The 26,400-nt window shown below is 38.9% G+C and carries 21 protein-coding genes and 1 tRNA gene; 20 read left to right on the top strand and 2 right to left on the bottom strand.

Annotated elements, in window-relative coordinates; translation table 11 throughout:
- Positions 1-64: 64 nt before the first annotated feature.
- Both ASG14_RS15975 and ASG14_RS15970 read right to left on the bottom strand, forming a co-directional pair.
- Positions 65-379 carry a hypothetical protein gene (locus ASG14_RS15975; RefSeq protein ID WP_056872057.1) on the bottom strand — a complete coding sequence of 105 codons (315 nt, stop codon included), beginning with the start codon at positions 377-379 and terminating at the stop codon, positions 65-67.
- Between the two features lie 170 nt (positions 380-549).
- Complete coding sequence (locus tag ASG14_RS15970) at positions 550-864, bottom strand: hypothetical protein (protein WP_056872056.1); 315 nt, start codon at positions 862-864, stop codon at positions 550-552.
- Positions 865-1,348: 484 nt separating this feature from the next.
- Between ASG14_RS15970 and ASG14_RS15965 the strand changes: the two genes are divergently transcribed.
- From ASG14_RS15965 to ASG14_RS15870, 20 genes are all read left to right on the top strand, one after another.
- A tRNA-Thr gene (locus ASG14_RS15965) sits at positions 1,349-1,421 on the top strand.
- A gap of 123 nt (positions 1,422-1,544) precedes the next feature.
- Positions 1,545-2,711: an amidohydrolase family protein gene (locus ASG14_RS15960; RefSeq protein ID WP_056872055.1), complete on the top strand. Its 1,167-nt coding sequence runs from the start codon at positions 1,545-1,547 to the stop codon at positions 2,709-2,711.
- Positions 2,712-2,714: 3 nt separating this feature from the next.
- Complete coding sequence (locus ASG14_RS15955; protein WP_082491651.1) at positions 2,715-3,659, top strand: nitronate monooxygenase family protein; 945 nt, start codon at positions 2,715-2,717, stop codon at positions 3,657-3,659.
- Positions 3,660-3,669: 10 nt separating this feature from the next.
- Positions 3,670-4,062: a hypothetical protein gene (locus ASG14_RS15950; RefSeq protein WP_200940358.1), complete on the top strand. Its 393-nt coding sequence runs from the start codon at positions 3,670-3,672 to the stop codon at positions 4,060-4,062.
- A 21-nt stretch (positions 4,063-4,083) separates the two neighbouring features.
- Positions 4,084-4,356, top strand: a complete 273-nt coding sequence (locus ASG14_RS15945) for an acylphosphatase (protein WP_056872053.1) — start codon at positions 4,084-4,086, stop codon at positions 4,354-4,356.
- A 96-nt stretch (positions 4,357-4,452) separates the two neighbouring features.
- The gene (locus tag ASG14_RS15940; RefSeq protein ID WP_235528605.1) at positions 4,453-5,934 is read left to right on the top strand and encodes a lipopolysaccharide biosynthesis protein; all 1,482 of its coding nucleotides are present in this window, start codon (positions 4,453-4,455) and stop codon (positions 5,932-5,934) included.
- Between the two features lie 33 nt (positions 5,935-5,967).
- Positions 5,968-6,402, top strand: coding sequence for a dUTP diphosphatase (gene dut / locus ASG14_RS15935; protein ID WP_056872051.1), 435 nt, complete (start codon positions 5,968-5,970; stop codon positions 6,400-6,402).
- 99 nt (positions 6,403-6,501) lie between these two features.
- Positions 6,502-8,196, top strand: coding sequence for a tetratricopeptide repeat protein (locus tag ASG14_RS15930; protein WP_056872050.1), 1,695 nt, complete (start codon positions 6,502-6,504; stop codon positions 8,194-8,196).
- The gene (locus ASG14_RS15925) at positions 8,174-8,968 is read left to right on the top strand and encodes a DUF4292 domain-containing protein (protein ID WP_056872049.1); all 795 of its coding nucleotides are present in this window, start codon (positions 8,174-8,176) and stop codon (positions 8,966-8,968) included. The genes ASG14_RS15930 and ASG14_RS15925 overlap by 23 nt, the downstream gene beginning before the upstream one ends.
- A 111-nt stretch (positions 8,969-9,079) precedes the next feature.
- Complete coding sequence (locus ASG14_RS15920) at positions 9,080-10,375, top strand: murein hydrolase activator EnvC (protein WP_056872048.1); 1,296 nt, start codon at positions 9,080-9,082, stop codon at positions 10,373-10,375.
- A 44-nt stretch (positions 10,376-10,419) separates the two neighbouring features.
- Positions 10,420-10,803 carry a twin-arginine translocase TatA/TatE family subunit gene (locus ASG14_RS20715; RefSeq protein WP_056872047.1) on the top strand — a complete coding sequence of 128 codons (384 nt, stop codon included), beginning with the start codon at positions 10,420-10,422 and terminating at the stop codon, positions 10,801-10,803.
- Between the two features lie 11 nt (positions 10,804-10,814).
- Complete coding sequence (locus ASG14_RS15910) at positions 10,815-11,015, top strand: twin-arginine translocase TatA/TatE family subunit (protein ID WP_029287719.1); 201 nt, start codon at positions 10,815-10,817, stop codon at positions 11,013-11,015.
- Positions 11,016-11,033: 18 nt separating this feature from the next.
- On the top strand, positions 11,034-12,455 hold the full coding sequence (gene gatA, locus ASG14_RS15905; protein ID WP_056872046.1) for an Asp-tRNA(Asn)/Glu-tRNA(Gln) amidotransferase subunit GatA: 1,422 nt from the start codon (positions 11,034-11,036) through the stop codon (positions 12,453-12,455).
- A gap of 110 nt (positions 12,456-12,565) precedes the next feature.
- Positions 12,566-13,969, top strand: coding sequence for a lytic transglycosylase domain-containing protein (locus ASG14_RS15900; RefSeq protein WP_056872045.1), 1,404 nt, complete (start codon positions 12,566-12,568; stop codon positions 13,967-13,969).
- Between the two features lie 152 nt (positions 13,970-14,121).
- Positions 14,122-16,446: an NADP-dependent malic enzyme gene (locus ASG14_RS15895; protein ID WP_056872044.1), complete on the top strand. Its 2,325-nt coding sequence runs from the start codon at positions 14,122-14,124 to the stop codon at positions 16,444-16,446.
- A 57-nt stretch (positions 16,447-16,503) separates the two neighbouring features.
- Positions 16,504-17,088: a Holliday junction branch migration protein RuvA gene (gene ruvA / locus ASG14_RS15890; RefSeq protein ID WP_056872043.1), complete on the top strand. Its 585-nt coding sequence runs from the start codon at positions 16,504-16,506 to the stop codon at positions 17,086-17,088.
- A gap of 12 nt (positions 17,089-17,100) precedes the next feature.
- Positions 17,101-24,279 carry a cell surface protein SprA gene (gene sprA, locus ASG14_RS15885; RefSeq protein WP_056872042.1) on the top strand — a complete coding sequence of 2,393 codons (7,179 nt, stop codon included), beginning with the start codon at positions 17,101-17,103 and terminating at the stop codon, positions 24,277-24,279.
- Between the two features lie 573 nt (positions 24,280-24,852).
- Entirely contained in the window at positions 24,853-25,077 is a 225-nt protein-coding gene (locus ASG14_RS15880; protein ID WP_056872041.1) for a hypothetical protein, read from the top strand.
- 383 nt (positions 25,078-25,460) lie between these two features.
- Positions 25,461-25,841, top strand: a complete 381-nt coding sequence (gene gcvH, locus ASG14_RS15875; RefSeq protein ID WP_056872040.1) for a glycine cleavage system protein GcvH — start codon at positions 25,461-25,463, stop codon at positions 25,839-25,841.
- Positions 25,842-25,851: 10 nt separating this feature from the next.
- Entirely contained in the window at positions 25,852-26,250 is a 399-nt protein-coding gene (locus tag ASG14_RS15870; RefSeq protein WP_056872094.1) for a VanZ family protein, read from the top strand.
- The last annotated feature ends 150 nt before the right edge of the window (positions 26,251-26,400 follow it).

The following is a 26,400-nucleotide window of genomic DNA, read 5'->3' as shown; positions in this document are numbered from 1 at the left end:
AAAAATAAGAAAAGCCAGTTAAAAACTGGCCTTTCTAATACTAGGTAGATGTAATATTTGGGATTTATTGAACTGGTTTACCATCTTTATCAATTTTCACAGAACCTGTTTCTGCTTCTTTTTTAACATTGATAAGGTAATATTCTTTTGTGCCTTCTTTAACAGACCACGCTTCGGTTGCGGTCCAACCTTTATAAGCATCAGATTTTAACGCGGTGGTAACAGGCTCCGGTAATTCTTCTAATTTTACGGGCGTTTTTACAGCGCTATCCTGTACTGCAATTACAGCAGCAGTTTTTAATGTATTTACTTCACTAGCTTGTACTGCTGAGAATCCTGCAAATGCCAGGAATGCAGCTGATAAAATTAACTTTTTCATCTTTTTTATTTTTTGAGGTGATAAAACAATGTTGCGTAACTGATTATTAATAGTTCAACTACTATGTTTCAAAATGTTATATGTTAATTGCCGAAACAATTTTGTGGTTCTTATAATTAAGTGCAGCCAAAGGCTGCACTTATGTTGATTATGCCTTAATCGGGCTTATCTTATTGAACTGGTTTACCGTCTTTATCAATTTTCACAGATCCAGTTTCTGCTTCTTTTTTAACGTTAATTAAGTAATACTCCTTAGTGCCTTCTTTAACCGACCACGCTTCAGTTGCGGTCCAGCCTTTGTAAGCGTCAGATTTTAAAGCAGTTGTTACTGGCTCTGGCAACTCTTCCAATTTTACTGGTGTTTTAACTGCGCTATCTTGAACTGCAACAATTGCAGTAGTTTTGAAATCTTTTACTTCACTTGCTTGTACTGCTGAGAACCCTGCGAACGCTAAGAATGTAGCTGATAAAATGAACTTTTTCATAGTATATGATTTTTAAAAATTAATATGTGTAACAATACTCTTCCATGTTTCATAATGATGCCAAAGCTTGAGCAAAATCTTAAAACATTCAATATCAGTTTATTGCATTTTATTTCGGAATGATAAACTGTAGACTTTCTCCACAGGTTGTGGGTATTAACATCATATTTGCCAATAAACCCATAGTAAAAACACTATAAAGACAAATTTAGATTCGAAAAGCAGGGTCGGAAGTAAAATTTTTTGTCCGTCCCGCTAATGTTGCTGCCGCGAAAAGCGGCATTCACGTATATCGGGTTTATTTAACTACTGCCGATGCTACTATTTACGAAAAACCAAATGCCAAATAAAATGCCTGTAGAGGAGAGATTGAAATAGGTATTTAGCTTTGCATACGCTACCAAAAAGGCATCCTGTTAAGGATAAATTTTAAAAAACTTTTTTACCGAAAGAATTTTTTTTCTATACTTGCAGCCCGATAAAAGCCTCCTTAGCTCAGCTGGTAGAGCAACTGACTTGTAATCAGTAGGTCATTGGTTCGATTCCGATAGGAGGCTCTTTTTAATTTACGCTTTTCAGTCCTGGTTAAGTGTTCCTTAAAAATCTAAAACTACTCAATCGCGTTTATTTACGTAGATCACAAATCATAATTCGTAAATCAAAAATCTTAAATTCGCTGCATGCTAAAATACATTTCAGCCGATTGGATTTTTCCGGTGAATAAACCTCCAATGCAAAACGCAGTAATAGCTGTTAAGGCAAACGGAGAAGTCGACGCTGTTTTAACCGAAAACGCTGCTCAAAACCTTAACGTGGAAATTGTTAAGTATGAGGGTGCGATTGTTCCTGGCTTCGTAAACACACATTGCCATTTAGAACTATCGCACATGCTAGGCCAGATACCTGTGCAAACCGGTTTAGTAGAATTTGTGCAAAGCGTTATTAAAAGCAGGCAGGCTGACGCTGAAAAGGTTAGTTTAGCCATGCAAAATGCCGATAAACAGATGTTTGATAATGGAATCGTAGCTGTTGGCGATATCTCTAATCAACTCGTATCGAAAGAAATTAAACAGAACAGTAGAATATTTTACCACACCTTTGTAGAAGCAATGGGTTTTAATCCGGAAAGGGCAAATACGATAATGGATTTTGCAATTAGCCTGAAAAACGATTTTTCCCCGTTACCGGCGTCGATTGTACCGCATGCACCATACTCAGTTTCACCGCAACTTTTCAGCTTAATAACGGAGCATGCAGCACGCGAAAATGCTTTTATGAGCATCCATAATCAGGAAACGAGCAGTGAAAACGATTTTTTTAAATCTAAATCAGGTGGTTTTCTAAATCTCTATAAATTTTTGGGCTTGGATATTGAATTTTTCCAACCTACAGGCAAAACATCGTTACAAAGCTGGCTGCCGTTTATCAAAACCCGGAAAACATTATTGGTACACAATACCGTTTCGAGCCAGGAAGATGTTGAATTTGCGAACCGAAATAACCAAAATTTATATTGGTGCCTTTGTCCGCAGGCCAACCTTTACATAGAAAATGAACTACCCGATGTTGAGCTGTTTATTAAAGAAGACTTAAAGATTACCTTAGGAACCGATAGTTTGGCGAGCAATCATCAGCTAAATATTCTGGCGGAGATGAAAACAATTCAAACCTATAAAAAGCTTACTTTCGAAAAGCTTTTGCAATGGGCAACCATTAATGGCGCCGAGTTTTTAGGTTGCCAAGAGAAATTTGGAACAATTGAGGTTGGTAAAACGCCTGGTTTAAACCTCGTTCAGCTATCAAAAGATTTTATCATCGAAAGCGAAAAAGTGGTTAAAATAGTATAAGTGATGAATCCAATCTGTAAACTTTTAAACATAAAGTATCCCATCATCCAGGCCGGAATGGTTTGGTGTAGTGGCTGGCGACTGGCTTCGGCTGTTTCGAATGCCGGAGGATTAGGCATCATTGGGGCTGGCTCCATGTATCCGGAAGTTTTGCGTGTACATATTAAAAAGTGTAAGGAAGCGACAAAAAATCCATTTGCGGTAAACATTCCGCTTTTGTACCCCCACATCCAGGAAATTATTAATATTGTTGTAGAAGAAGGAGTTGAAATTGTCTTTTCCTCAGCGGGTAACCCTGCCAGCTGGACCAGCTTTTTAAAAGAAAAGGGAATCACCGTTGTTCATGTGGTTGCCAACACAAAGTTTGCATTAAAAGCCCAGGAAGCCGGTGTTGATGCGGTAGTTGCCGAAGGCTTTGAAGCCGGCGGACATAATGGCCGTGAGGAAACAACCACCATGTGTTTAATTCCGTTGATAAAAGCAAGGGTTAGCATTCCTGTGATTGCCGCAGGAGGAATTGCCAGCGGGAAATCCATGTTGGCAGCTTTCGCACTTGGGGCAGATGCCGTTCAAATCGGGTCTGCATTTGCGGTTGCCGAAGAATCATCGGCGCACCCGGCGTTTAAGCAAAAAATTATTTCAGCAGTGGAGGGCGATACCAAATTGGCGATGAAGAAGCTGATTCCGGTGCGGCTCTTAAAAAATGAATTTGCTGATGCCGTTTCGCAGGCAGAGGCAGATGGCGCCAACAGTAGCCAGCTTTTAGAAATGCTCGGAAAAGCTAGGGCAAAACTTGGCATGTTTGAGGGCGATATGCAAAATGGCGAACTCGAAATTGGCCAGATATCCGCCATGCTTAGCGAAATTAAGCCAGCGAAAGTGATTTTGGAAGAAATTTGGGAAAATTTCAATCTGGAAAAAAACAGAATTTCAGATTTAAAATTTTAAGTGATAGTAAATGAATACAAAATATTTAATGGCTGCCAGCAGTATTTGCCTGGCTGCGGCTGGTCTTGTTTGTAGTTTCGCTCCGCGTGAAATCATGATTTACGCTGGATTGGCTGAAGCAGAATTAGTACAAATGATAATACAAATTCTTGGTGCACTATACCTTGGGTTTGCTTTGTTAAACTGGATGGCGAAAGGAAATTTAATTGGTGGTATTTACAGTAAACCAGTTTCAATCGGCAACTTTTTTCATTTTTTAACGGGTGGATTGGCGCTCGCAAAATACTTTTCTAAGCATCCTGCTGATTCCATCTTATTAGTGCCAACAATTATTTATCTAATTTTCGCTATTGCTTTTGGTTTAGTTTCGTTTGGAGGGCATCAATTAAAAAAACAAGCCTAACATTGTTAACTTTGTATCGATATGAAACACCTTAATATTACGATTACCGGAAAAGTTCAGGGCGTTGGTTTTAGAGAAACCACTAAAATTGTAGCTAATCAAATGATGGTTAATGGTTTTGTTAGAAATGAAAAAGACGGTTCTGTTTTTATAGAAGCGGAAGGCGAAGATGTATTTTTAGAAGAATTTGTAAACTGGTGCAACGAAGGGCCAGATCGCTCCCGCGTGGAAAATGTTGCTGTTACAGAAGGCGATATGAAAAACTATCGTAATTTTGAAGTCTTAAGAAAGTAAAGCGATTTGCGGCTGTAAATTCAGGAATTTAATCCCTGGAAAATCCCGATGAAAACAAATTAAACAAGAAATCCAGCATCTAAAATCTAAAATCAATTGTCTGTATATAAAAAGTTTCTTGGGCAAACAATGGTGTACGGCATTAGTACCGTTTTTTCCAGGTTGTTCAATTTCATCTTAACACCTATTTACACTTCGGTATATAAAAAAGGTGTGTATGGAATTTTTACCAATATGTATGCGAATGCTTCGCTAATTAATGCAATATTGGCTTTCGGTATGGAGAGTACCTATTTTAGATATTTAAATAAATTTGAAGATAAAAAACAGGAAGTTTATAATAATTCCTTCATCTGCATTGCATTTGTTTCATCACTTTTTTTAATAACGGGATTGGTTTTTTCTAATGGAATCGCAACATACCTGGCTGCCAAAGCGGCTGAAATACCAGACTATAAGCAATATGTTAGCTTCTTTTTATGGATCTTGTTTGTTGATGCAATTTGCGTAATCCCATTTGCCAAGCTGCGTGCCGATGGGAGGCCAATGAAATATAGTGTTGTTAAATTTTTGAATATCGGTTGTTTTGTTGGGTTTAACCTCCTGTTTATTTTTGTACTTCCGGCAATAATAAAACATAACTGGATTGGAGCATCATGGTTGCAAACGTGGTATCGCCACCAATGGATAGGCTATGTTTTTGTTGCAAATCTTATTGCTAGTTTGGTAACACTTGTAGCATTAATCCCCGAGTTTTTAAAACTGCAGTTGAAATTCGACAAGGCACTGTTTTCGAATATGTTTTCTTACAGCTGGCCTATTCTAATTGCTAACTTATCTTTTATTGTAAATGAAAATTTAGATAAGATTGTTTTAAAAGACCTGCTTCCTGCTAACATCGCCAATGAAGAAGTCGGCATTTATGGAGCGGTTTGCAAACTCGCCATCTTCTTAAGCATTTTTATTACCGCATTTCGCTTAGGTGCAGAACCATTTTTCTTCAGTCATGCAAAGAATTCGAATGCAAAGCAAACTTATGCTACCATTTTACAATATTTCGTAATTGCGCTTACTGTTCTTTTCGTTGCCCTGATTGCCAACATTGAAGTTCTGAAATTTTTTATCAGAACAGAAGAATATTGGGTTGGTTTGCCAGCCGTTCCTTACCTGTTAATGGGCTATGTTTTTTTAGGCATTTACATGAATTTGTCAATCTGGTACAGGCTATCAGACCAGACACGGTATGGCTTATACATTTCTGTAATCGGGGCCATAATTACCATCGTTTTAAATTTTGTTTTAATTCCGAGGTTCAGTTACATGGGTTCTGCATGGGTTTCAATGGCCGCCTACGCAACGATGACGATAATTTCCTACATCCTCGGGCAAAAATATTACCCAATTCCTTACAACCTAAAAAAGATTTTAGCTTACATTATCGTTTCTACTGTTATCGTTTTTTCTTCATTTTTCATTTTTAACAGAAATATTTACATTGGCAACGCAATGCTTATTGCCTTCATTGCTGGTATCGCTTATTTTGAAAAGAAAGATTTGATGAAAATCCTGAAAAGGTAAAAAATCGAACATTCGAACTCATTCATTTTTAATATGGAAATTAAAATTATCAATAAATCTCAACACCCATTGCCACAATATGAAACTGCACATGCTGCGGGGATGGATTTGAGAGCATCAATAAGCGAAGAAATTATTTTAAAGCCTATGCAGCGTGAACTTATTCCAACTGGTTTGTTTATCGAATTGCCTGTAGGTTTCGAGGCCCAAATCAGGCCGAGAAGCGGGCTTGCTTACAAGCATGGAATCAGTATTGTAAACGCTCCGGGTACCATAGACGCGGATTACCGCGGTGAACTTAAAGTTTTATTAATAAATTTATCAGATACCGATTTTAAAATCGTTAATGGTGATAGAATTGCTCAAATGGTCGTCGCTAAACATGAAACAGTGATTTGGCAACCGGTAGACGCACTTGGCGAAACAGGCAGGGGCGAAGGAGGCTACGGGCACACCGGGAACCTTTAGGGAAAATTAGGAATGCTTGATTGAAAGCATCATTACGGTCGCAAGTCGAACATTCAGTTATACAACCGCAAATTCAAATAATTACGCATCCAAATAAATATGATTAGAGGATATGTTTTTCTTTTAGTGTTTGTTATTTGCTGCAAAACCAATGCGCAGGTAAGGCCAGCTTATGCTTTAACCAGCGATAGCAACGTGGTTAAGCAATTATTTTTTGCGGGTTTGAAAGAAAAAATGGCTGATAACTTTGTTGGAGCGACAACGAATTTCAATAAGGTTTTAAGTATCGATCCCGCCAATCATGCCGCATATTTCGAGCTTGCCAACGCAAATCTGCGCCAGGATAGAATGGCCGAGGCAGAACTAAATATTAAGCAGGCCGTTAAATTTAATCCGGACAATAAATGGTACTTAAGGCTGCAGGGAGAAGTTTATAAACGAACCAATAAAATGCCTGAATTAATTGCCGTCTTTAATCAGCTAATTCGCGTAGAGCCTGATAATGATGCGTATTACTTTGATAAAGCCAACGCCCAGTTTTTATCCAACCAACCTGAAGAGGCGAAAAAGACATACGATACCATTGAAAAGAAATTCGGCGAATCGAGGGAATTATCAAACGCAAAAAGACGTTTTCAAAATAATGGAACGGCCAGCGACAGCGACATTGTAAAGTTATTGGAAGGCAACCAAGCCGATGCTAAAAATTACTTATATGCTGCCGGATTACTTTTGCAGAAAAACAATGATTCGGAAGCGCTAAAAGTATTGCAAAAAGCGCAAAGTCTGGAGCCCAATAATTTCGAGGTTAATTTAGGGTTGGCAGATATTTACCGCCGACAAAAAAAAGATACAGAAGCGTTTGCGGCACTGAAGCTTGCTTTCGAAAGTGAAGAAATGCCGGTTACTGAAAAGCTCAAAATTCTTGCAGCATTAATGCCCAAAATGGACCAACCTATTGTTGCAAAGAATGTCAGCGATTTAAGTAAGCTTCTGGCCGAAAAAAATCCTGGCGATGCGAAAATAATTGCTTTATACGGCGATGTATTGTATCAGCAAAGTAAGCTGGAGCAGGCATTGGTGCAATATAAAGCCGCTTTAAAGCTCAACTCACAAGTTTATGCCGTTTGGGAGCAGGTAATTAACATTCAAACTTTGCTTGGTCATTATGCGGATGCGGTAACTGTTGGAGATGAGGCGCTAACGATTTACCCCAACCAGGGAAGTTTGTATTATTATATGGCTTACGCTTTATTTAAAACAGGTAAATTTGATGCTGCACAAACCAATTTAAAGAATGCCCTTCAGTTAGATGTAGAAAATAAGAGCTTACAGGCTCAGGTTTATGCTTTGCAGGGCGACATTTACATCAATCAAAACAATTTTGCTTTGGCGAAAACTGCTTTCGAAAAGGCAATTGCAACCGAGCCGGATAATTACCTTATCATGAATAACTATGCCTACTATCTGGCATTAAAAAATGACGACCTTGAAAAGGCAGCCAAATATGCAGAAACAGCGGCTAATGCTTTGCCTGAAAACTCCTCGGTAACAGATACTTATGCCTTCATTCTTTTTAAGCAGCAAAAGTACGATTTAGCAAAGGTTTGGATAGAAAAAGCCTTGCAAAACAATAGTAGTAAGAACGGTGTTTACTTGGAGCGTTTTGGCGATATCCTTTTTATGAAGGGTGATAAAGAGGCTGCGGTGCTGCAATGGCAAAAAGCAAGAGAAGCCGGAAACGGTTCAGAATTATTAAATAAAAAAATAAATGAAAAGAAGTATTTTAAATAGCCTGGTTGTTTTAGCTGCCGCAATTTCGGTAACCGCCTGTAAGCCAAAAAAGGAAATTGTGGCTGCACCTCCTGCCAAAGAGGAAACAAAGGCTGATAATTCTAAGGCTGAAGCTTTGACTTTATTGAATAGTAAACAGTTAAAATTTAATACGCTTTCATTAAAAGCAAAAGCTACGCTCGATATTAACGGCGATGCAAATGATGTTACCATGAACTTTCGAATGAAAGACAAGGAAACCATTTGGGTAAGCATAACCGCTCTTGGCGGTTTGGCAGAGGTTGCCAGGGCCTTAATTACGCCCGATAGTATTAAAATCCAAAATAAATTAAAAAGCGAATACTTAAAAAAGCCTTTCAGTTACATTTACAATTTTACCAATAAGCAGGTTAATTTTAATACCCTCCAGGCTGTTTTAACAGGCAATGCAATGGGTGAGTTTTTAACGGAGCAATCAGATGTTAAGCAGGCAAATGGTGTTTGGGTAGTTTCTGGCGCAAAGGAAAACTTAGACTATAAATTATTTTTCAATACCTTGCTTAAAGTTGCCGAAACCAACCTAAACGATGCTAAAAGCGGACAGGCTTTAAAGGTTTCCTACTCCGACTATCAAAAACTAAATGAATCTTTATTTCCCGGCGCTTTAAAAATTAATACCCTTTCTGGTGCGAAAAAGATAAATATCGATTTGCAGTATGTTAAAATTGATGGCAATGTTCCGGTCGATTTTCCGTTTACTGTACCAAAGAGATATACGCTGGTAAATAAGTAATCCCTCACCTTTTGTGAAGTTTAGATGAAGAACACGCTTCACCTGCCAATAATGCCATTCGTATATCAATTTTAATGTATTTTTACTGCGAATTTTTATACTTTTGGCTTAATGAAGCTACACAAACTTGTATTTATTCTGTTTTTTAGTGTGTTTGCCCTGTCGGCTTCGGCTCAAACTGCAAACGAACTCAGAAGGAAAAAAGAAGCGATAGAACGCGATATTGAGCAACTTCAAAAAAGTCTTAATAAAACTGCTAATGGCAAGAAACTTACCTTGCAACAAATCAATGTAATTAATACGCAAATTAGATTAAGGCAGGATAAAATCGGTGCGATTAATTCCGAAATAAAAAATCTCGATAATCAAATCTCTCAGAACACAAATACCGTACATACTTTGCAAGGCCAGTTAGGCGACTTGAAAAAGGAGTATGCAGGCATGATTCGTTTTGCCCAGCGAAATAGAAATTCATATGATAAAATGATGTTCATTTTTGCCGCAAAAGATTTTAACCAGGCGTATAAACGCATAAAATATTTACAGCAATTTAGTCAGTACCGTAAAAAACAGGCTGGCTATATAGAAAATACTCAGCAAGATCTGAATGGAAAAATCAAAGTTCTGGATAGAACATTGAGGGAGAAAAGTGATTTACTTAAAGAGCAGGAGCGTGAACGAGAACGTTTAGGCAAAGATAAAAGCCAGCAATCGGCTGTGCTGAATAATTTAAGCAAGCAGGAGCGCACTTTTAAACAGGATATTGCCTCGAAGAAGAAGCAGCAGGCGCAAATTGACAGGGCAATCAGAGCTGCTATCCAACGGGCTATTGAAGAAGCGAAAAGAGAAGAGGCGAGGAAGAGGGCAGCTGAAGAAGCAAGACTTGCTGCGGAGGCAAAAGCGGCTGCGGCGAAGGCTAAAGCAGAAAACAGACCAGCTCCGGCTGCGCCGGTTGCAGCTAAGGCTAAAACTAATAGTGAGGCACTTACGGCTACGCCGGAATCGGCAAGATTGGCTGCGGGATTTGAAAATAATAGGGGTAGATTACCGTATCCAGTTAGTGGAACAATCACTGAAACTTTTGGGAGACATATGGTAGACCAAGCACCGTACACTAATGATGGTGTAAATATAACATCAGTAAACGGCGCTGCAGTAAGGGCAGTATTCGATGGAGACGTTACAATGGTTAGTTTAATCTACGGTAAATATGTGGTAATTATAAGGCATGGTAATTATTTTACAATTTACCAGAATTTGAAATCTGCCAGTGTTTCAAAAGGCGACGATGTGAAAACGGGGCAGACAATTGGTTTACTAGGCACTACATTTGATTCTGCCGATTTGCATTTTGAAATTATGCGGGGTCAAACCAAGTTAAACCCAGAAGCTTGGATAAGTAAATAACTTTAGGCAATTAAATGTTTATATTTGTATAAAATAGATTAGTGATGTATCAAGGCACGTTATTAGAGTTTTTAAACATGGGTGGATCGGAGATCGTACTCATCTTAGTAGTGGTACTTTTGTTATTCGGAGGTAAAAAATTACCCGAATTAGCCAGAGGACTTGGAAAGGGAATCAGAGAATTTAAAGATGCATCTGATGGTGTAAAGCGTGAAATTCATAGAAACATTAATGCTATGGATTTAGACAAAGAAGAAGCAGAGCAAACCGTTGCAAATAATAATAATGAACACCATCATCCAACTGAAACCGCAACAACTCCATCGGCGGCAGCAGCAGAGCCTGTAACACACACCGGCGCAGATGTTCCTTATCCCTCAAGCACTCCCATCGACGAGAAAATAGTAACTGACAGTCAAAAAGTTTAAACAAAAAAGTTATGTTAAATACAACAATAGCAGCAATGCTTGGCACACCCGAAATTATCATTATTGCAGTAGTAGTATTGTTATTGTTCGGAGGTAAAAAAATTCCTGAACTTATGCGTGGCTTAGGTAAAGGTGTAAAAGAATTTAAAGATGGTAAAGATGGTGTTGATGGAGAACAAGTAGACCCGTCTAACCGTGATAAGACTGTTTAATAACCATAGTTTTTAGTTTTGAAGAAATACAGTTCTCTTAAAGGGATACAAGCGCTCATTTCACAAAAGCAACTAACTCTACCCGATTTATTGGCTTATTATTTTAAGCAAATTAAAGAAAATGAACACCTCAATGCATTCAACGAGGTGTTTTTTTATTCGGCAGAAGTTCAGGCGAAAGCAGTACAACAGAAAATTGAGGAAGGCAATGCCGGCAAACTTGCGGGCATGGTTATCGGCATTAAAGATAATATATGCTATAAAGATCATATCGTAACAGCATCTTCAAAAATGCTCGATGGTTTCGTTTCGCCATATTCTGCTACCGTTGTACAACGTTTATTGCAGGAAGATGCCGTAATCATCGGTCGGTTAAATTGCGATGAGTTTGCAATGGGTGGTTCTAATGAAACCTCTTACTTTGGGACTGTAAAAAACGCAGTAAACCCTGATTTGGTTCCCGGTGGTTCTTCTGGTGGTTCGGCAGTAGCCGTTCAGGCAGATATGTGCCTCGCCGCTTTAGGTACAGATACTGGTGGTTCAGTTCGCCAGCCGGCAGCTTTTTGTGGTCAAATCGGTTTGAAACCTACTTACGGTAGAATTTCAAGATATGGTGTTATCGCATATGCTTCTTCTTTCGATCAGGTTGGCCCAATTACCTCGTCTGTAGAAGACGCTGCTTTGCTTTTAGAAGTTCTGGCAGGCGCAGATGAAAATGATTCGACGGTTTCCCCTTTGGACGTTCCAGCGTATTCTGCAAATTTAAATCAGCTAGAACCTAAAAGAATAGCTGTTTTAAAAGAAACAATGGAAAGCGAAGCGCTTGACCCGGAAATAAAATCGGCAATCTTAGAATCAATAGAAAGTTTGAAGGCTCAGGGACATGTAATCGATTATGTTTCGTTCGATTTACTCGATTACCTGGTTCCAGCTTATTATATTTTAACCACTGCAGAGGCATCATCAAATCTGTCCAGATATGATGGCGTGCATTATGGCCATCGCAATGCCGAAGCAAAGTCTTTAACCGAATTGTATAAATTATCACGTGCAGAAGGTTTTGGGGAAGAGGTAAAGCGTAGAATTCTTTTAGGAACATTCGTTTTAAGTGCCGGATATTACGATGCTTATTATCAGAAGGCGCAGCAAGTTAGGCGCTTGATAAGAGAGAAACTAGATGTTTTATTCCAGGATTACGACTTAATTTTATTGCCTGTGGCACCAACGCCACCATTTAAAATTGGCGATAACATGCAGGACCCTTTGGTAATGTACATGGCGGATATTTTTACAGTTTTGCCATCATTAAGCGGCAATCCTGCCATCGCTTTGCCAATAGGCAATAATAAAGCTAATTTGCCGTTAAGTATTCAGTTTATAGCCAAACATTTTGAGGAAGCGCAGTTACTAGCCTTTTCTCAGGCATTTTTATCACTATAACCGTCGTTATAAAATCGGAGCCAGCTAAAAAATTGCTTCTCTGTGTTTTCTGCTTTTTTGGTTCAATCCCGTCCATAAAAGTGAGCTGCGGTTTTAATAACAAATGGCCCATGATTAAAAAACTACTTTTTACTACATTTTGTGCTTTAACCGCATTCGTGTCTTTTTCTTTTGGACAGCAAATTTTAAAAGTCGACAGCCTCTACAAGAAATCAAATAACATTTTCGTAAATAATGATACGGTAACGGTTCCGGCTGTTATTGAAAATCCTTTACTCCTCAGCCAAAATTACATTTACAAGCTTCGTTTAGATTCAATTACGAAATCAATTCCTTTGCCGCACAATGAGTATGTGCAGCAATACATTGACATTTATGCAAAACGTAAAGATATGTTTGGCAAAATGCTTGGCCTATCGAATTACTATTTTCCAATATTTGAAAAAGCATTAAAAGATTATAATATTCCGCAAGAAATAAAATATTTAACTATTGTAGAGTCTCAAATGGATCCGCATGCGGTTTCCAGAGTTGGCGCTACGGGAATCTGGCAGTTTATGTTTGGTACCGGGAAAGCTTACGGCCTTAAAATGGATAATTTTGTTGATGAACGCAAAGATCCTGTTCAAGCCAGTTATGCTGCCGCTGCTTATTTTCGCGATGCATTTGAAGAGTTGGGGGATTGGCTATTGGCCATTGCTGCTTACAATTGCGGTAAGGGAAATGTAACCCGGGCGATTGATAAAGCTGGTTCGAGAGATTTTTGGGTAATCAGACAGTATCTGCCAAAGGAAACACGCAACTACGTTCCGGCGTTTATTGCTGCGGTTTACGTGATGAACTATTCTTCAAAACATCAGATTACGGAGCAGGCCTGCAACTTATTCTTAAAAACAGATACCATGCAGGTAAATCACTTTGTGTCTTTATCTGCGTTAGCCAAGGTTTTAAATATCGAAGATGCCTCTCTTTTTGCATTGAATCCATCATACAAAAAGAAAATTGTCAACGGCACATCAGACTTACCAAAGCGGTTGGTTTTGCCAAAAATAAAAGGCGCCGATTTGGCTGCAATGTACGATGTACTTAACAATGAAGATCTCGATAATAAAATGCAGGTTATCCAGGCAAATACCGATGATGCTAGAGAACTTAGAAAGAAAAAACCTGCTTCTGTAAGCTCGTCGGCTATTGTTTATTACAAAGTGTCGCCAGGGCAAAGTTTAAATACTGTTGCCGAAAAATACGGTGTTGAAGTGCAGGATTTAAAGGTTTGGAACAACCTGAAGAGCAAAAATATTGTGCCCGGCCAAAAGCTTAAGATCTATACCGCAAGAAAGACTGTTCTAAAAGCTCCTCTTTTATACTCGAGCTATATCGTAAAACGTGGCGATACACTATCAGAAATTGCTGAAAAGTTTGATGGTGCTACGGTTCAGAACATCAAAAGAGATAACAGATTGGCAAGAGCCGGTTTGCAGGTTGGTATGGTTTTGAAGATTAGTAAAGGCTAGTTTTTAGCATATTAGCTTCGAGCCAAAACTGGCGCTGATGCAAAAAGGATTTGTGTAAACGATTTGCTTCGCCACTTCATTCATTTTCGTATTTATTTCAACCCTCCGTAAAAGAATTGTACCTTTGCACCGTCACTAGTTAGTTACAATTAATGAGTAATACGAACAGAAAGCAAGATGCCCTTGATTACCACTCGCAAGGGCGGCCGGGAAAGATACAGGTAGTACCAACAAAACCAACAAATTCACAACGCGATTTAACTTTGGCCTACTCGCCTGGTGTTGCAGAACCTTGTTTAAAAATAGCCGAAAATAAAGAAGACGTATACAAATATACCGCAAAAGGAAACCTTGTTGCAGTAATTAGTAATGGAACGGCTGTTTTGGGTTTAGGTGATATTGGTCCTGAAGCCGGCAAGCCGGTGATGGAAGGTAAAGGTCTGCTATTTAAAATCTTTGCCGATATCGACGTTTTTGATTTGGAACTCGATACCAAAAATGTTGATGATTTTGTAAAAATTGTTAAGGCTTTAGAGCCAACTTTTGGGGGCGTTAACTTAGAAGACATTAAGGCACCTGAGTGCTTTGAGATAGAGCGTCGGCTAAAACAGGAGATGAATATCCCTGTAATGCACGATGACCAGCATGGAACAGCAATTATTTCTGGTGCGGCATTATTGAATGCTTGTGAAATTCAGAAGAAAAAAATAGATAAAATTAAAGTTGTGGTAAGCGGTGCGGGTGCAGCGGCGGTATCCTGTTCGAAAATGTACTTGTCGCTCGGTGTAAAACGGGAAAACCTGGTAATGTTCGATATCAATGGTTTAATTGATATTCACCGCACTGATTTAGATGATATGCGGATGAGCTTCGCAACATTTAGAACGGATATAAAAACCATTGGCGACGCAATGAAGGGTGCTGATGTATTTATCGGCCTTTCTGCAGGTAACGTTATACAACCAGATATGCTTGTTGGTATGGCGAAAAACCCGATCGTTTTTGCAATGGCGAATCCGAATCCGGAAATTGCTTACGAACTTGCAGTTAAAACCCGCAAAGATTTGATTATGGCAACCGGCCGGTCTGATTATCCGAACCAGGTTAACAATGTGTTAGGTTTCCCTTATATTTTCCGCGGTGCTTTAGATGTTCGTGCAACAACAATTAATGAAGCGATGAAAATTGCTGCAGTTAAAGCAATTGCCGAACTGGCAAAAAAATCCGTTCCCGAGGCTGTTAATTTAGCTTACAATGCAAGAAACTTAAAATTTGGCAGAGATTACATCATTCCAAAACCTGTAGATTTTAGGTTAATTACTGAGGTTTCTATCGCGGTAGCGAAAGCTGCTATTGAAAGTGGCGTGGCCCGGAAAACAATAACCGACTGGGATGCATACAGTGAAGAACTTAGAAAACGCTTAGGATTAGACGACGCAATTATGCGCTCGATAACCAATAAAGCCAAATCGGACCCTAAACGTGTGGTTTTTGCTGAAGCAGATAATTATAAAATCTTAAAAGCAGCGCAAATTGTTCGTGATGAGAAAATCGCAATCCCGATACTGCTCGGTAACAGGGAAAAAATACAGGCAATTATTGATGGACATGCTTTAGAGCTGGATGGTGTTCAAATCATCGACCAGATGCAGGAGCCTGAGAAAACCAAAAAATACGCCAATGCTTTATACAAAAAGCGTCAGCGTAAAGGCATTTCTGAGCGTGATGCCATTAAACTTCTCAGAGATCGTAATTACTTCGGTGCCTCGATGGTTGAGTTTGGCGAAGCTGATGCTATGATTTCTGGTTTAACCAAAGATTATGGTTCCACTATAAAACCTGCATTGCATGTTATCGGTGCAGATCCTGAGGTGAAACGTGTAGCTGGTATGTACATGATGATGACCAAGAAAGGGCCAGTGTTTTTTGGAGATACAACTGTAAATGTAGATCCGACTGCTGAAGAACTAGTAGACATTACTTTGTTAGTCGAAAAATCTGTTAAACAATTCAACATCAAACCAAGGGTTGCAATTCTGTCTTACTCCAATTTTGGATCTAATGATGGCGTTGTGCCTGAAAAAGTTCGGAAAGCAGTAAATATCCTGCACAAGCAACATCCTGAAATTGTAGTAGATGGCGAAATGCAAGGTAATTTTGCAATAAACAATGAATTGTTGAAAGATAATTTCCCGTTCAGTACTTTGGTAAATGCCCCTGCTAATACTTTAATTTTTCCTAACTTGGAATCGGGTAACATTGCATATAAACTATTACAGGAGTTGGGTGGCGCCGAAGCAGTTGGGCCAATATTGCTTGGTTTAAACAAACCGGTGCATATTGTACAACTTGGTAGCTCTGTACGCGAAATTGTAAATATGGTTACGATAGCAGTTGTAGACGTTCAGGCTAAGGAAGACCTCGCCGGAACTTCAAAACGCAAAGGTATTTTTGCAAAAACGCCCGCAAAGAAGTAAATTGATTTTAGATTTTCCCCACAAGCATAAAGACACAGATTTAAAACCGTAAAACGGATGTACGCTTACATTGATGGTAAATTAACTTTTAAAAACCCGGCTTACGTTGTTGTAGAAGCCGGAGGAGTAGGCTATCACATTAATATTTCGCTAAATACCTACAGCAGCCTGGGTGATGCTGAGCGTTGCAAACTTTATACATGGCTTCATGTAAAAGAGGATGCGCATACTTTGTATGGCTTTGCAGATGAAGGTGAACGCAGATTGTTTTTACACCTGATTTCAGTTTCTGGCATTGGCCCAAATACCGGCCGGATGATTTTGTCGTCTATTACGCCGGTAGAGATACAAACCGCAATTGTTAAGGCCGATTATGCGCTAATCCAGCGTATTAAGGGGCTTGGAGCGAAAACCGCTCAAAGGTTGGTGCTCGAATTACAGGATAAACTGAAGAAGGAGGGCGTAGATTCACTAATTTCTATGCCTCAACACAATACCGTTAAAGATGAAGCGTTATCTGCATTAGTAATGCTCGGTTTCGCCAAACAAACTGCCGAAAAAACTATCGATCAGATTTTAAAAGTAACAGAAGGAACGCTTTCGGTAGAGCAGCTAATTAAACAAGCTTTGAAAAATTTATAGATCTAACCGCCTTTGAAGAGAATATTTACCCTACTAATTCTCATCCCACTTTTATTTGCTTCTGAAAACGCCATATCACAGGTTGTTACAGGCAAAGCGGACACCGCTATGTCTAAAAACAACTTTAGCCTTCGCGAAAAACAGCTTCTTGGATTAAGCCCTACCACAAACCCGTTTTATCCGCTTCCTAACGTTTTAAAAAGGGTGGTGGAATACGATGCCAAAAATAAACGGTATGTTGTTAAAGATTTAGTCGGCGATAAATACGTTACCAATACTCAATATTTAACGGTTGACGAATACCAGCGCCTGGTGAACAGTGAGATTAAAAGGGGAAACTGGCGCAGTATTTCTAATGCGGAGGTTAGCGATTTTCGGAACACGGGCATTATTCCTAAAATTCAGGTAAATAGCAAGGCATTTGAAAAGCTTTTTGGCGGTACGACTATCGATATTCAGCCTCGTGGAGAAGCAGAACTTACTTTCTTAGGTCGGGTAAATAAAAATGAAAATCCACTATTTAATGAAAGGCAAAGGGTTCAAACCAATTTCGATTTTAACCAGCGCATTCAAATGGATTTGGTTGGAAATATCGGAACAAAATTGAAAATCAAGAGTAATTACAATACGGAGGCGCAGTTTGATTTTGAGAACCAGATTAAATTAGATTATACCGGCGGCCCGGATGATATCATTAAAAAAATTGAGGCCGGAAACGTAAGTTTGCCACTTAATACAAGTTTAATTACGGGAACACAGGCGCTGTTTGGATTAAAAACACAGTTGCAGTTTGGTAAATTGAATGTAACCAGTGTTTACACGCAGCAGAAATCTCAATCGAGAGAAATTAAAATTACCAATGGTGCACAATCTAACGAGTTCCGTTTGAGCGCTGATAACTATGAGGCAAACCGGCACTATTTTTTATCACAGTATTTCAGAAATACTTATAACAAAAATCTCGCAAATGCGCCCGTTATTACCTCTCCAATTCAGATAACAAAAATCGAGGTCTGGATAACAAATAAATCTGGTAGCACTACAGATTCGAGAGATGTTTTAGGCTTCCTGGATTTAGGTGAGAACGTACCCTACAATACTGCCCAAATCACTGGTGGCGGGTCTGCCTTACCCGGCGGAACGACCGCAACGGGATTTACGCAACAATCGAACAATTTATTGCAGAATTTGCCTCCGGGAGCTCGGTTTACCAACTCAAATGATGTAATCTCGTATTTCCAGGCAAATGGTGCTACTGATAACTTTGCGAAGCTTACTTACGCGAGAAAATTAACCGAACGGGAGTTCACTTTTCAGCCTCAGCTCGGCTACATTTCATTAAACAATGCACTTAATTCTGATGAAGTTTTGGCTGTTGCCTATCGTTATACATACAATGGAGTAGAATATCAGGTGGGTGAGTTTTCAACCGATGTAACTTTTGATGCAACCAACCCGAAAGTTTTGTTCGCAAAGTTGTTAAAGAATGAAACCACAAAAATTAATTTGCCAACCTGGGATTTGATGATGAAAAACATCTATTCAATTGGAGGTTATCAAATTAGCAGCCAGAATTTTAGATTAGATATTTACAGAATTGACAACGAAACCGGGGTGGAAAATCCGGTTATGACGGAAGGGCAGAACACCGCAAATAAGCAGTGGATAAGACTGGTCGAATTTGATAGGTTAAATCAGCAAAACGAGCGGAAATCGGATGGTGTTTTCGACTTTGTGCCGGCAAATAATGCTTTCGGTTCCGCAACAAATTCTTATACGGCAAACAGTTCCGCAACATTTGGTTCAAACTTTTCCGCTTCAGGATTATCCTCTCTAATTACGAACACCAATACGGGTTACATAACCATCGATCCGGCAAACGGTCGCATAATTTTTCCTATTATCGAACCATTTGGTAAAGATTTAGCAACTAAATTTCTTCCATCCGAACAAGCGTTAGTTGATAAATACACTTTTACAGCGCTTTACGATTCTACTCAAACCATTGCTAAACAACTGTTTCAGAACAAGAATCGGTACATTATCAAAGGTAATTATCAATCTGATGTTTCTTCAGAATTTACTTTAAATGCCATCAACGTTCCCGAAGGCTCTGTAAAAGTTTTTGCGGGTACCATGCCTCTAACTGAAGGCGTCGATTTTACAGTCGACTATCAGGGCGGCCGCGTAAGTATTATAAACCAGGCGCTTCTAACTTCTGGTCAGCCCATTAGGATTACGACAGAAAACAACGAACTTTTTGGTTTACAGCAAAGGTCTTTGTTTGGAACGCGGCTAGATTATCGCCTTAATAATAAACTTAACCTCGGCGGTACCATTATGAACCTCACCGAGAAACCACTTACACAAAAGGTAAATATTGGTGAAGAACCTATATCAAACACCATCTGGGGTGCTGATATCAACTACAGCTCACCTTCAAGGTTTTTAACCAAGCTTGTAGATAAGTTGCCTTTAATATCAACCAAAGCACCGTCAAGTGTTACTTTTTACGGAGAATTTGCGCAACTGATTCCTGGTCACCCGAAAGCTCTAAATTTTGCAGGGAGTAAAAATGGTGTAAGTTATCTCGATGATTTCGAAGCTTCGAGGTCGGTTATTGATTTAAAAAGTGCTATTTCGTGGCAACTTTCTGGTACGCCTCAGTTGTTTAGCGAATCACAGTTGGTAAATGATTTAGCTTATGGCTACAACAGGGCTAGAGTAGCCTTTTACAATATAGACCCAACTTTTTATAATTCGGCGGCATCTACAACGCCTGCAAATATTCGTAACAATCGAAATGAACTTTCTAATCACTATGTTAGGGAAGTAATTGAGCAGGAAGTATTTCCGTTCAAACAAACGGCAACAGGCCAGGCCCTAAACATTGCAACGCTTGATGTTGCGTATTATCCAACGCTTCGCGGCCCATACAATTTTAGAACAACTGGCTTTAACAGAGATGGTACTCTATTAAACCCGCGAAATAACTGGGCAGGATTTCAACGCAAAATAGAAACAAACGATTTTGAGGCTTTAAATATTGGTTTTATTGAGTTTTGGGTGATGGACCCGTTTATTTATAAACCAAATTCTTCGGGTGGAGATCTGTATTTCAATTTGGGAAATATTTCTGAAGACATTTTAAAGGATGGCAGGAAAGCTTTGGAGAATGGATTGCCCGCAACTAACGACCCGACTAAGTTCGATGAAACAACCTGGGGACGGGTACCAAAATTGCAGCCGGTTGTTCAGGCTTTTGATAATAGTCCTGATGCCCGCAAGGCGCAAGACGTTGGTCTAGATGGTTTATCGAATGAAAACGAAAGGGCTAAATTTGCAGCGGCGATTAACTTAATTAAAGGACAGTTGAGCGCTGCTGCAGCAGCCATGATAGATGCCGATCCATCATCCGATGACTACACATATTTTAGAGGTCCGGCGCTTGATCAGCTGAATGCAGGAATTTTAAAACGGTACGAAAAATATAACGGTCCGGAAGGGAATTCGAAAACCGCTCAGCAGTCTCAGGAAGAATTGGGTATAGAGAATTCAGCTTCAACATCATTGCCTGATGGTGAAGACATCAACCGCGATAATAATATGACGCAGAGCGATGAGTACTTTCAGTATAAATTCTCGATGCGCCCGGCGGATTTAGTTGTAGGCCAGAATTTTATTACCGATAAAGTAACCTCGCAGGTTAGGCTTGCAAATGGTAATACGCAGGCGGTTTCCTGGTATCAGGTTCGAATTCCAATTGGCGATTACCAGCAAAGAGTTGGCGGAATTCAGGATTTTAAATCCATCCGTTTTTTCAGGATGTTTATGACCAACTTCGCCGATACTACCGTAATGCGTTTTGCAAAACTGCAGTTAATTAGAGGCGAGTGGCGGGAATTTAACGCTACAAATACAGCCGACCAGGTTATTGTAGATCCATCGCTGCCGTTATTAACGCCAGATAATTCTTCGATAGAAGTTTCTACTGTTAATATTGAGGAAAACGGCAAACGTTCTCCAATTCCATATGTTACACCTCCGGGAATCATCCGCGAACGCGATTACAGTAATTACCGTGGCGATACCCGCTTAAATGAACAATCGTTATCTGTAACCGTAAAAACGTTGAGAGACGGCTATGGAAGAGCTGCATTTAAAACAGCTTATAGCGATTTCCGTTCCTATAAGCATTTAGAAATGTTTGTGCATGCCGAGGCGGTGAACAATCAGGTTTTAAACGATAATGACGTTGCCGCTTTTTTGAGGATCGGAACGGATAACCAAGATAATTACTACGAATATGTTTTACCATTAAAGGTAACTTCTCCAGGCACCACAGACCCTGATGCGATATGGCCTGCAGCAAACCAGATAGACATTGACTTAACATTGTTTCAAAATGCAAAGCTCGCCCGTAATTCGGCAAAGCAGGCAAATGGTTCACCATGGCCAATAAATGTACCGTTTACGTATTCTGATGGTGTAAGAACGATTATCGTAAAAGGCCAGCCAGATATGAGTAAGGTTCGGGTTTATATGTTGGGTGTTAAAAACCCATTGCGAAGCCAGGTTAATCCCGAGGGCGATGATGGGCTGGATAAAAATGTTTTAGTTTGGTTTAATGAGTTAAGGTTAACTGAATTTGATGAACGTGGTGGCTGGGCTGCAACCGGGCGTTTAAATCTAAAATTAGCCGATTTTGCAGACGTTAATATTTCAGGCAGCAAATCTACCATAGGTTTCGGTTCGATAGATTCAAAAGTCAGCGAGCGCAACCGGGCCGACAATACTTTGTTAGATGTGTCATCAGCCGTAGAATTGGGTAAATTTTTACCTCAGAAATCAGGCGTTAAAATTCCGATGTATGTAAGTTATTCAAAGCAGGTTTCCACTCCTCAGTATAATCCTAAAACACCGGATATAGAATTAAAAAATGCGCTGGAGCAAGCTACAAAGGCAGAAAAGGATTCGATTTTAAACTTTGCACAAGATTATACGGTTAGAAGGGGAATAAATTTTACCAATGTTCGCAAAGAACGTATAAATAATAGCAAGCCGGTAAGGCTTTGGGACATCGAGAATTTCTCTGCCAGTTACGCTTACACGCAATACGATCACCGCGACTTTATCAACCAAAGCAGTATTCAAAACACGTATAGGGGCTCGTTGCAATACAGTTATTCGCGGGAAGCGAAGAGTTATGCGCCATTTGAAAAAATCATCAAATCGAATATGCTCGCCATATTGAAGGATTTCAACTTCAGTATTTTGCCGAGCGCAATTAATTTCAGGGTTGATGTAGATCGACTTTATTCGGAAAATACGTTGAGAAATAACGATCCTAATAATGCAATTCCATTATTGCAAAGTGGTTACGGAACTACCTTTAACAAAAATTTCCGCATGAGCCGCATTTATGGCATTGCCTGGAATTTAACCCGCTCATTGCAGCTTGATTTTAATGCGACCAATTACTCCATTATAGATGAACCAGACGGCAGGATTGATGGTTTGAAACGCGATACAGTTTGGGAAAACTTGAAACGTTTAGGCCGTACGACAGATTATAATCACAATTTAAATGTTACCTATGCGGTTCCGATTAATAAAATTCCGGGTTTAAACTGGATTACTTTATTAACAAAATACGGAACAAACTTTAACTGGCAAACTGAACCTCTGGCAACCCTTATTGATCCGAATATAAATTTAGGTAATACCATACAAAATAGCAGAAATATCCAGGTAAACCCCACCTTAAACTTAACTACCCTTTATAACAAGTTTGGTTTCATCAGAAACGCGGGCAACATTCAGGGGGGCAGTAAAGCAAAGAATTTCTTCATCAATCTGGTAACCAGTTTAAAAAATGTAAACATAAACTACGTGCAAACAAAGGGTACGTTTTTGCCTGGTTACTTGCCAAGAAGCAGGTATTTTGGTATTGATAATGTAAGCGGAGCGCCTGGATTGGGCTTTGTTTTTGGCAGTCAGCGGGATATAAGAGACATGGCCTTAAACAACGGTTGGCTAACAACTGATACTTTGCAAACGCAAATGTACGTGAACACGCTTCGGGAAGATTTTCAATTAACCGGACAGTTGGAGCCGATAAGGGATTTAAGAATTACGTTAAGGGCGAACCGTGCACAAACGAGAAATTTCTCGACCAATTTCAGATACGTTGCCAGTGTTTCTTCTTTCGAGAACTTGAGTGCAATTACAACCGGCGACTACAGCATTTCTTACATCACCCTGGGTACGGCATTCAAAGAAAGTAATGCCAATACGGTTTCTGCATTGTACAACCGCTTCATGTCTAACAGAATGATAATTTCGCAGCGTTTGGGTGGTCAAAATCCAAATTCAGCCGGACAAGCAAATGGATTTGCCGACGGGTATGGCAAAGAAAGTCAGGATGTAGTTATCTCGGCATTTTTAGCAGCGTACTCCGGCAAAGATGCTAGCACATCCTCAATGAACTCGTTCCCTAAAATCCCCCTACCAAACTGGAGTTTAACCTATAGCGGTTTAACGAGCATTCCATTTATTGCAGATAGATTTTCTTCAATCGATATTAAACATGGTTATCGTTCTGCATATAATATCAACGGCTACAATTCGCTGCTTCGCTATCAGGAAAATAACGGCTATTCGAGCGCAAGAGATGCCAATAATAATTTTCTTCCTCAGTTCCAGTTTGCTCAGGTTACGGTTTCAGAATACTTTTCGCCACTAATTGGTGTAGATACAAGATTAAAAAACAACCTTACTGCAACTTTCGAATTAAATCGTTCGCGGTTGCTGGGTTTAAGCTTGTCAAATAGCCAGCTCGCACAGTTATCAGAAAATAATGTGGTGTTAGGTTTAGGCTATCGTACCACAAAATTCCGTTTTCCTTTTGGTTGGTTTAAAAGTTTAAAGATGGATAACAATATGGATTTTAAACTTGATGTTGCCATTAGAGATAACAAAACAGTTATTTACCGGGCAGATGTTGAGGAAGCCGAAATTTCATCTGGCGCTAAGAACATTACCTTAAGACCTAGCGTTGATTATGTTTTAAATCAAAAGTTTAATATCAAACTTTTCTACGACTCTAACATTACAAAGCCTTATACCTCTCAAACCTTCAATACCTCATTTAGTAATTTTGGATTTAGTTTGAGATTTACTTTAAATTAATGGTGATATTTATGGTGAGAAAAAAATTGTCATTCATCTTCTTTCCGCTCAATCATAGGTTCTTCAGTTGTTAGTATATCGAAGAAATTATTTTGACCAATAATCCTGTAAAAGTCTATTTTCTGAAATTGCTAGCTACCATGTATTTTTTATATATGTTTTAGGAATTGAAGTCCGCTCTAAATTGAGATTTTTTAATTTGCCAGAAGGCTGAAAAGCCTTCAAACTTCTCCTCCTTAAGTTCATGATACTTAAATTTTGAATATCGTTATCCAATGCTGATTCATTAAATTCAGTTGAAAGGCCATTGATATGTCAATCGCCAAATGACAAAACGCTGTCGGTTAAGCTACATTTTGAACGTTTAGTGTCTTTAAATAAAGACATGAATATTGATTTTTTGTCGCATTATTCGATAACATACTCAAGCAAAATATTTTATTTTTCTAGTGTGTATAATGTACACTAAGGAGCTTAAAACAGGTTTATTCTTTCAGTGTTTAAGGTGCTGACAGATTATTAATGAAAATGGTACGCATGTTGTAAAAAGAGGTTAACCTAACTTTTGAGAACATGTTTAAGAAATATAAAACCCGAATTTTATTTGTAAATGGGGATGTCGTTATCCTCAATCAAATTCAAGATGGCCTTGATAAGTGTCGTGTATTTATTGATGGCATAGAAAAAGGATGCCTAATAGAGCGTAATGGGTTTCTTGTGCCAGTTGATGACGCTAAGATTCAAGCCTCAATTATTAAAGAAATAAATAACCTCGCAAGAGGGTCAATTGCCGCTTAATCTAGAACTCTTTACTTATTGCCAGTCCGACGCAGTTACGCTCAAAACCGAAGCGTACAGCGTCTTAGCGCAGACACTTGGGACCGCAGTTATTTACGATATGTTTCTATCTTTAAAAAACGGAACTAGCGCTAGAAATATCACCTTGAGACTTAGCATTGATTATGTTAAATCAGAAGTTTAATATCAAACTCTAACATTACAAAGCCTTATACCGGTCGAACCTTCAATACTCATTTAGTAATTTTGGACTTAGTTTGAGATTTAGTTTAAATTAATGATAACTTTTTTGGTTAAAAATGGTAAACCTTAACATTTTTAGCGTTAAAAAACTGAAATCTTGAAAATCCTAACTAACTTTGGAACAAACAAATTAGAAACAAATGAATTTTCCATCAGAATTAAAATACACCAAAGACCACGAGTGGGTTAAGGTAGAAGGCAGTGAAGCATTAATCGGCATTACAGATTTCGCACAACGCGAACTAGGCGATATTGTTTATGTCGATATAAACAGCGTTGGTTCGGAAGTTGCAAAAGAAGAAGTTTTTGGCACAGTTGAAGCCGTGAAAACAGTTTCTGACCTATTTATGCCCGTAACCGGAACAGTTTTGGAAATTAATACTGAATTAAATGATAATCCTGAATTGGTAAATTCTGATCCTTATGGTAAAGGTTGGATGGTGAAAGTTTCATTATCTGATTTAGCAGAAGTGGAAGATTTATTATCTGCAGATGCATACCAATCTTTAGTTGGAGCCTAGTTCGAATACTGTGTTCAAAGCACTAAAACATCAAAAGTGGGCCATTTTCTGGACTGCGGTAATTTTAGTGCTTTGCAATATCAGAATGCCCGAAACCAAAAGTGGCGGTTTCTTTTTTGAGGGTTTTGATAAAATGACCCATCTTGGATTCTTCTTTATTCTATCGGTACTTCTTTTTTACGGAAAGATAAAATACCAGAATAATTTTGGATTTAGAACCTTAACAATTTTCAAAATCATTTTAATCAGTGCATTAATTGGTGGAGGAATTGAGTTATTGCAATGGAAAGTTTTTACTTATCGTTCTGCTGAGTGGTGGGACTTTGCCTGCGACATGTTAGGCTGTTTTATGGCTGTATTTAGCTACATTTTACTGCATAAGTTAAATTTCGATGAAAAGAAAAATTAGTTTAATCTGCTTAGTTGTCCTGTTGGGTTTAAATGGTTGCGGTATTTTTAAAAAAGGCTGTAACTGCCCTAAGGTTTACTACAAATCTTACCCTGCTGCCCGCAAATAAACTATTATACCGTTTAATTTACAGCATAACCTTGGATTTTG

The organism is Pedobacter sp. Leaf194, from assembly GCF_001423945.1.
Classification (GTDB): domain Bacteria; phylum Bacteroidota; class Bacteroidia; order Sphingobacteriales; family Sphingobacteriaceae; genus Pedobacter.
The sequence above is the reverse complement of the archived record's forward strand: the minus strand, read 5'-3'. Positions and strand labels throughout refer to the sequence as shown.

Coding starts and splice junctions, on each gene's coding strand:
- ASG14_RS15975 (WP_056872057.1), bottom strand. CDS start 379: ATGAAAAAGTTAATTTTATCAGCTGCATTCCTGGCATTTGCAGGATTC.
- ASG14_RS15970 (WP_056872056.1), bottom strand. CDS start 864: ATGAAAAAGTTCATTTTATCAGCTACATTCTTAGCGTTCGCAGGGTTC.
- ASG14_RS15960 (WP_056872055.1), top strand. CDS start 1,545: ATGCTAAAATACATTTCAGCCGATTGGATTTTTCCGGTGAATAAACCT.
- ASG14_RS15955 (WP_082491651.1), top strand. CDS start 2,715: ATGAATCCAATCTGTAAACTTTTAAACATAAAGTATCCCATCATCCAG.
- ASG14_RS15950 (WP_200940358.1), top strand. CDS start 3,670: ATGAATACAAAATATTTAATGGCTGCCAGCAGTATTTGCCTGGCTGCG.
- ASG14_RS15945 (WP_056872053.1), top strand. CDS start 4,084: ATGAAACACCTTAATATTACGATTACCGGAAAAGTTCAGGGCGTTGGT.
- dut (WP_056872051.1), top strand. CDS start 5,968: ATGGAAATTAAAATTATCAATAAATCTCAACACCCATTGCCACAATAT.
- ASG14_RS15930 (WP_056872050.1), top strand. CDS start 6,502: ATGATTAGAGGATATGTTTTTCTTTTAGTGTTTGTTATTTGCTGCAAA.
- ASG14_RS15925 (WP_056872049.1), top strand. CDS start 8,174: ATGAAAAGAAGTATTTTAAATAGCCTGGTTGTTTTAGCTGCCGCAATT.
- ASG14_RS15920 (WP_056872048.1), top strand. CDS start 9,080: ATGAAGCTACACAAACTTGTATTTATTCTGTTTTTTAGTGTGTTTGCC.
- ASG14_RS20715 (WP_056872047.1), top strand. CDS start 10,420: ATGTATCAAGGCACGTTATTAGAGTTTTTAAACATGGGTGGATCGGAG.
- ASG14_RS15910 (WP_029287719.1), top strand. CDS start 10,815: ATGTTAAATACAACAATAGCAGCAATGCTTGGCACACCCGAAATTATC.
- ASG14_RS15900 (WP_056872045.1), top strand. CDS start 12,566: ATGATTAAAAAACTACTTTTTACTACATTTTGTGCTTTAACCGCATTC.
- ASG14_RS15895 (WP_056872044.1), top strand. CDS start 14,122: ATGAGTAATACGAACAGAAAGCAAGATGCCCTTGATTACCACTCGCAA.
- ruvA (WP_056872043.1), top strand. CDS start 16,504: ATGTACGCTTACATTGATGGTAAATTAACTTTTAAAAACCCGGCTTAC.
- ASG14_RS15880 (WP_056872041.1), top strand. CDS start 24,853: ATGTTTAAGAAATATAAAACCCGAATTTTATTTGTAAATGGGGATGTC.
- gcvH (WP_056872040.1), top strand. CDS start 25,461: ATGAATTTTCCATCAGAATTAAAATACACCAAAGACCACGAGTGGGTT.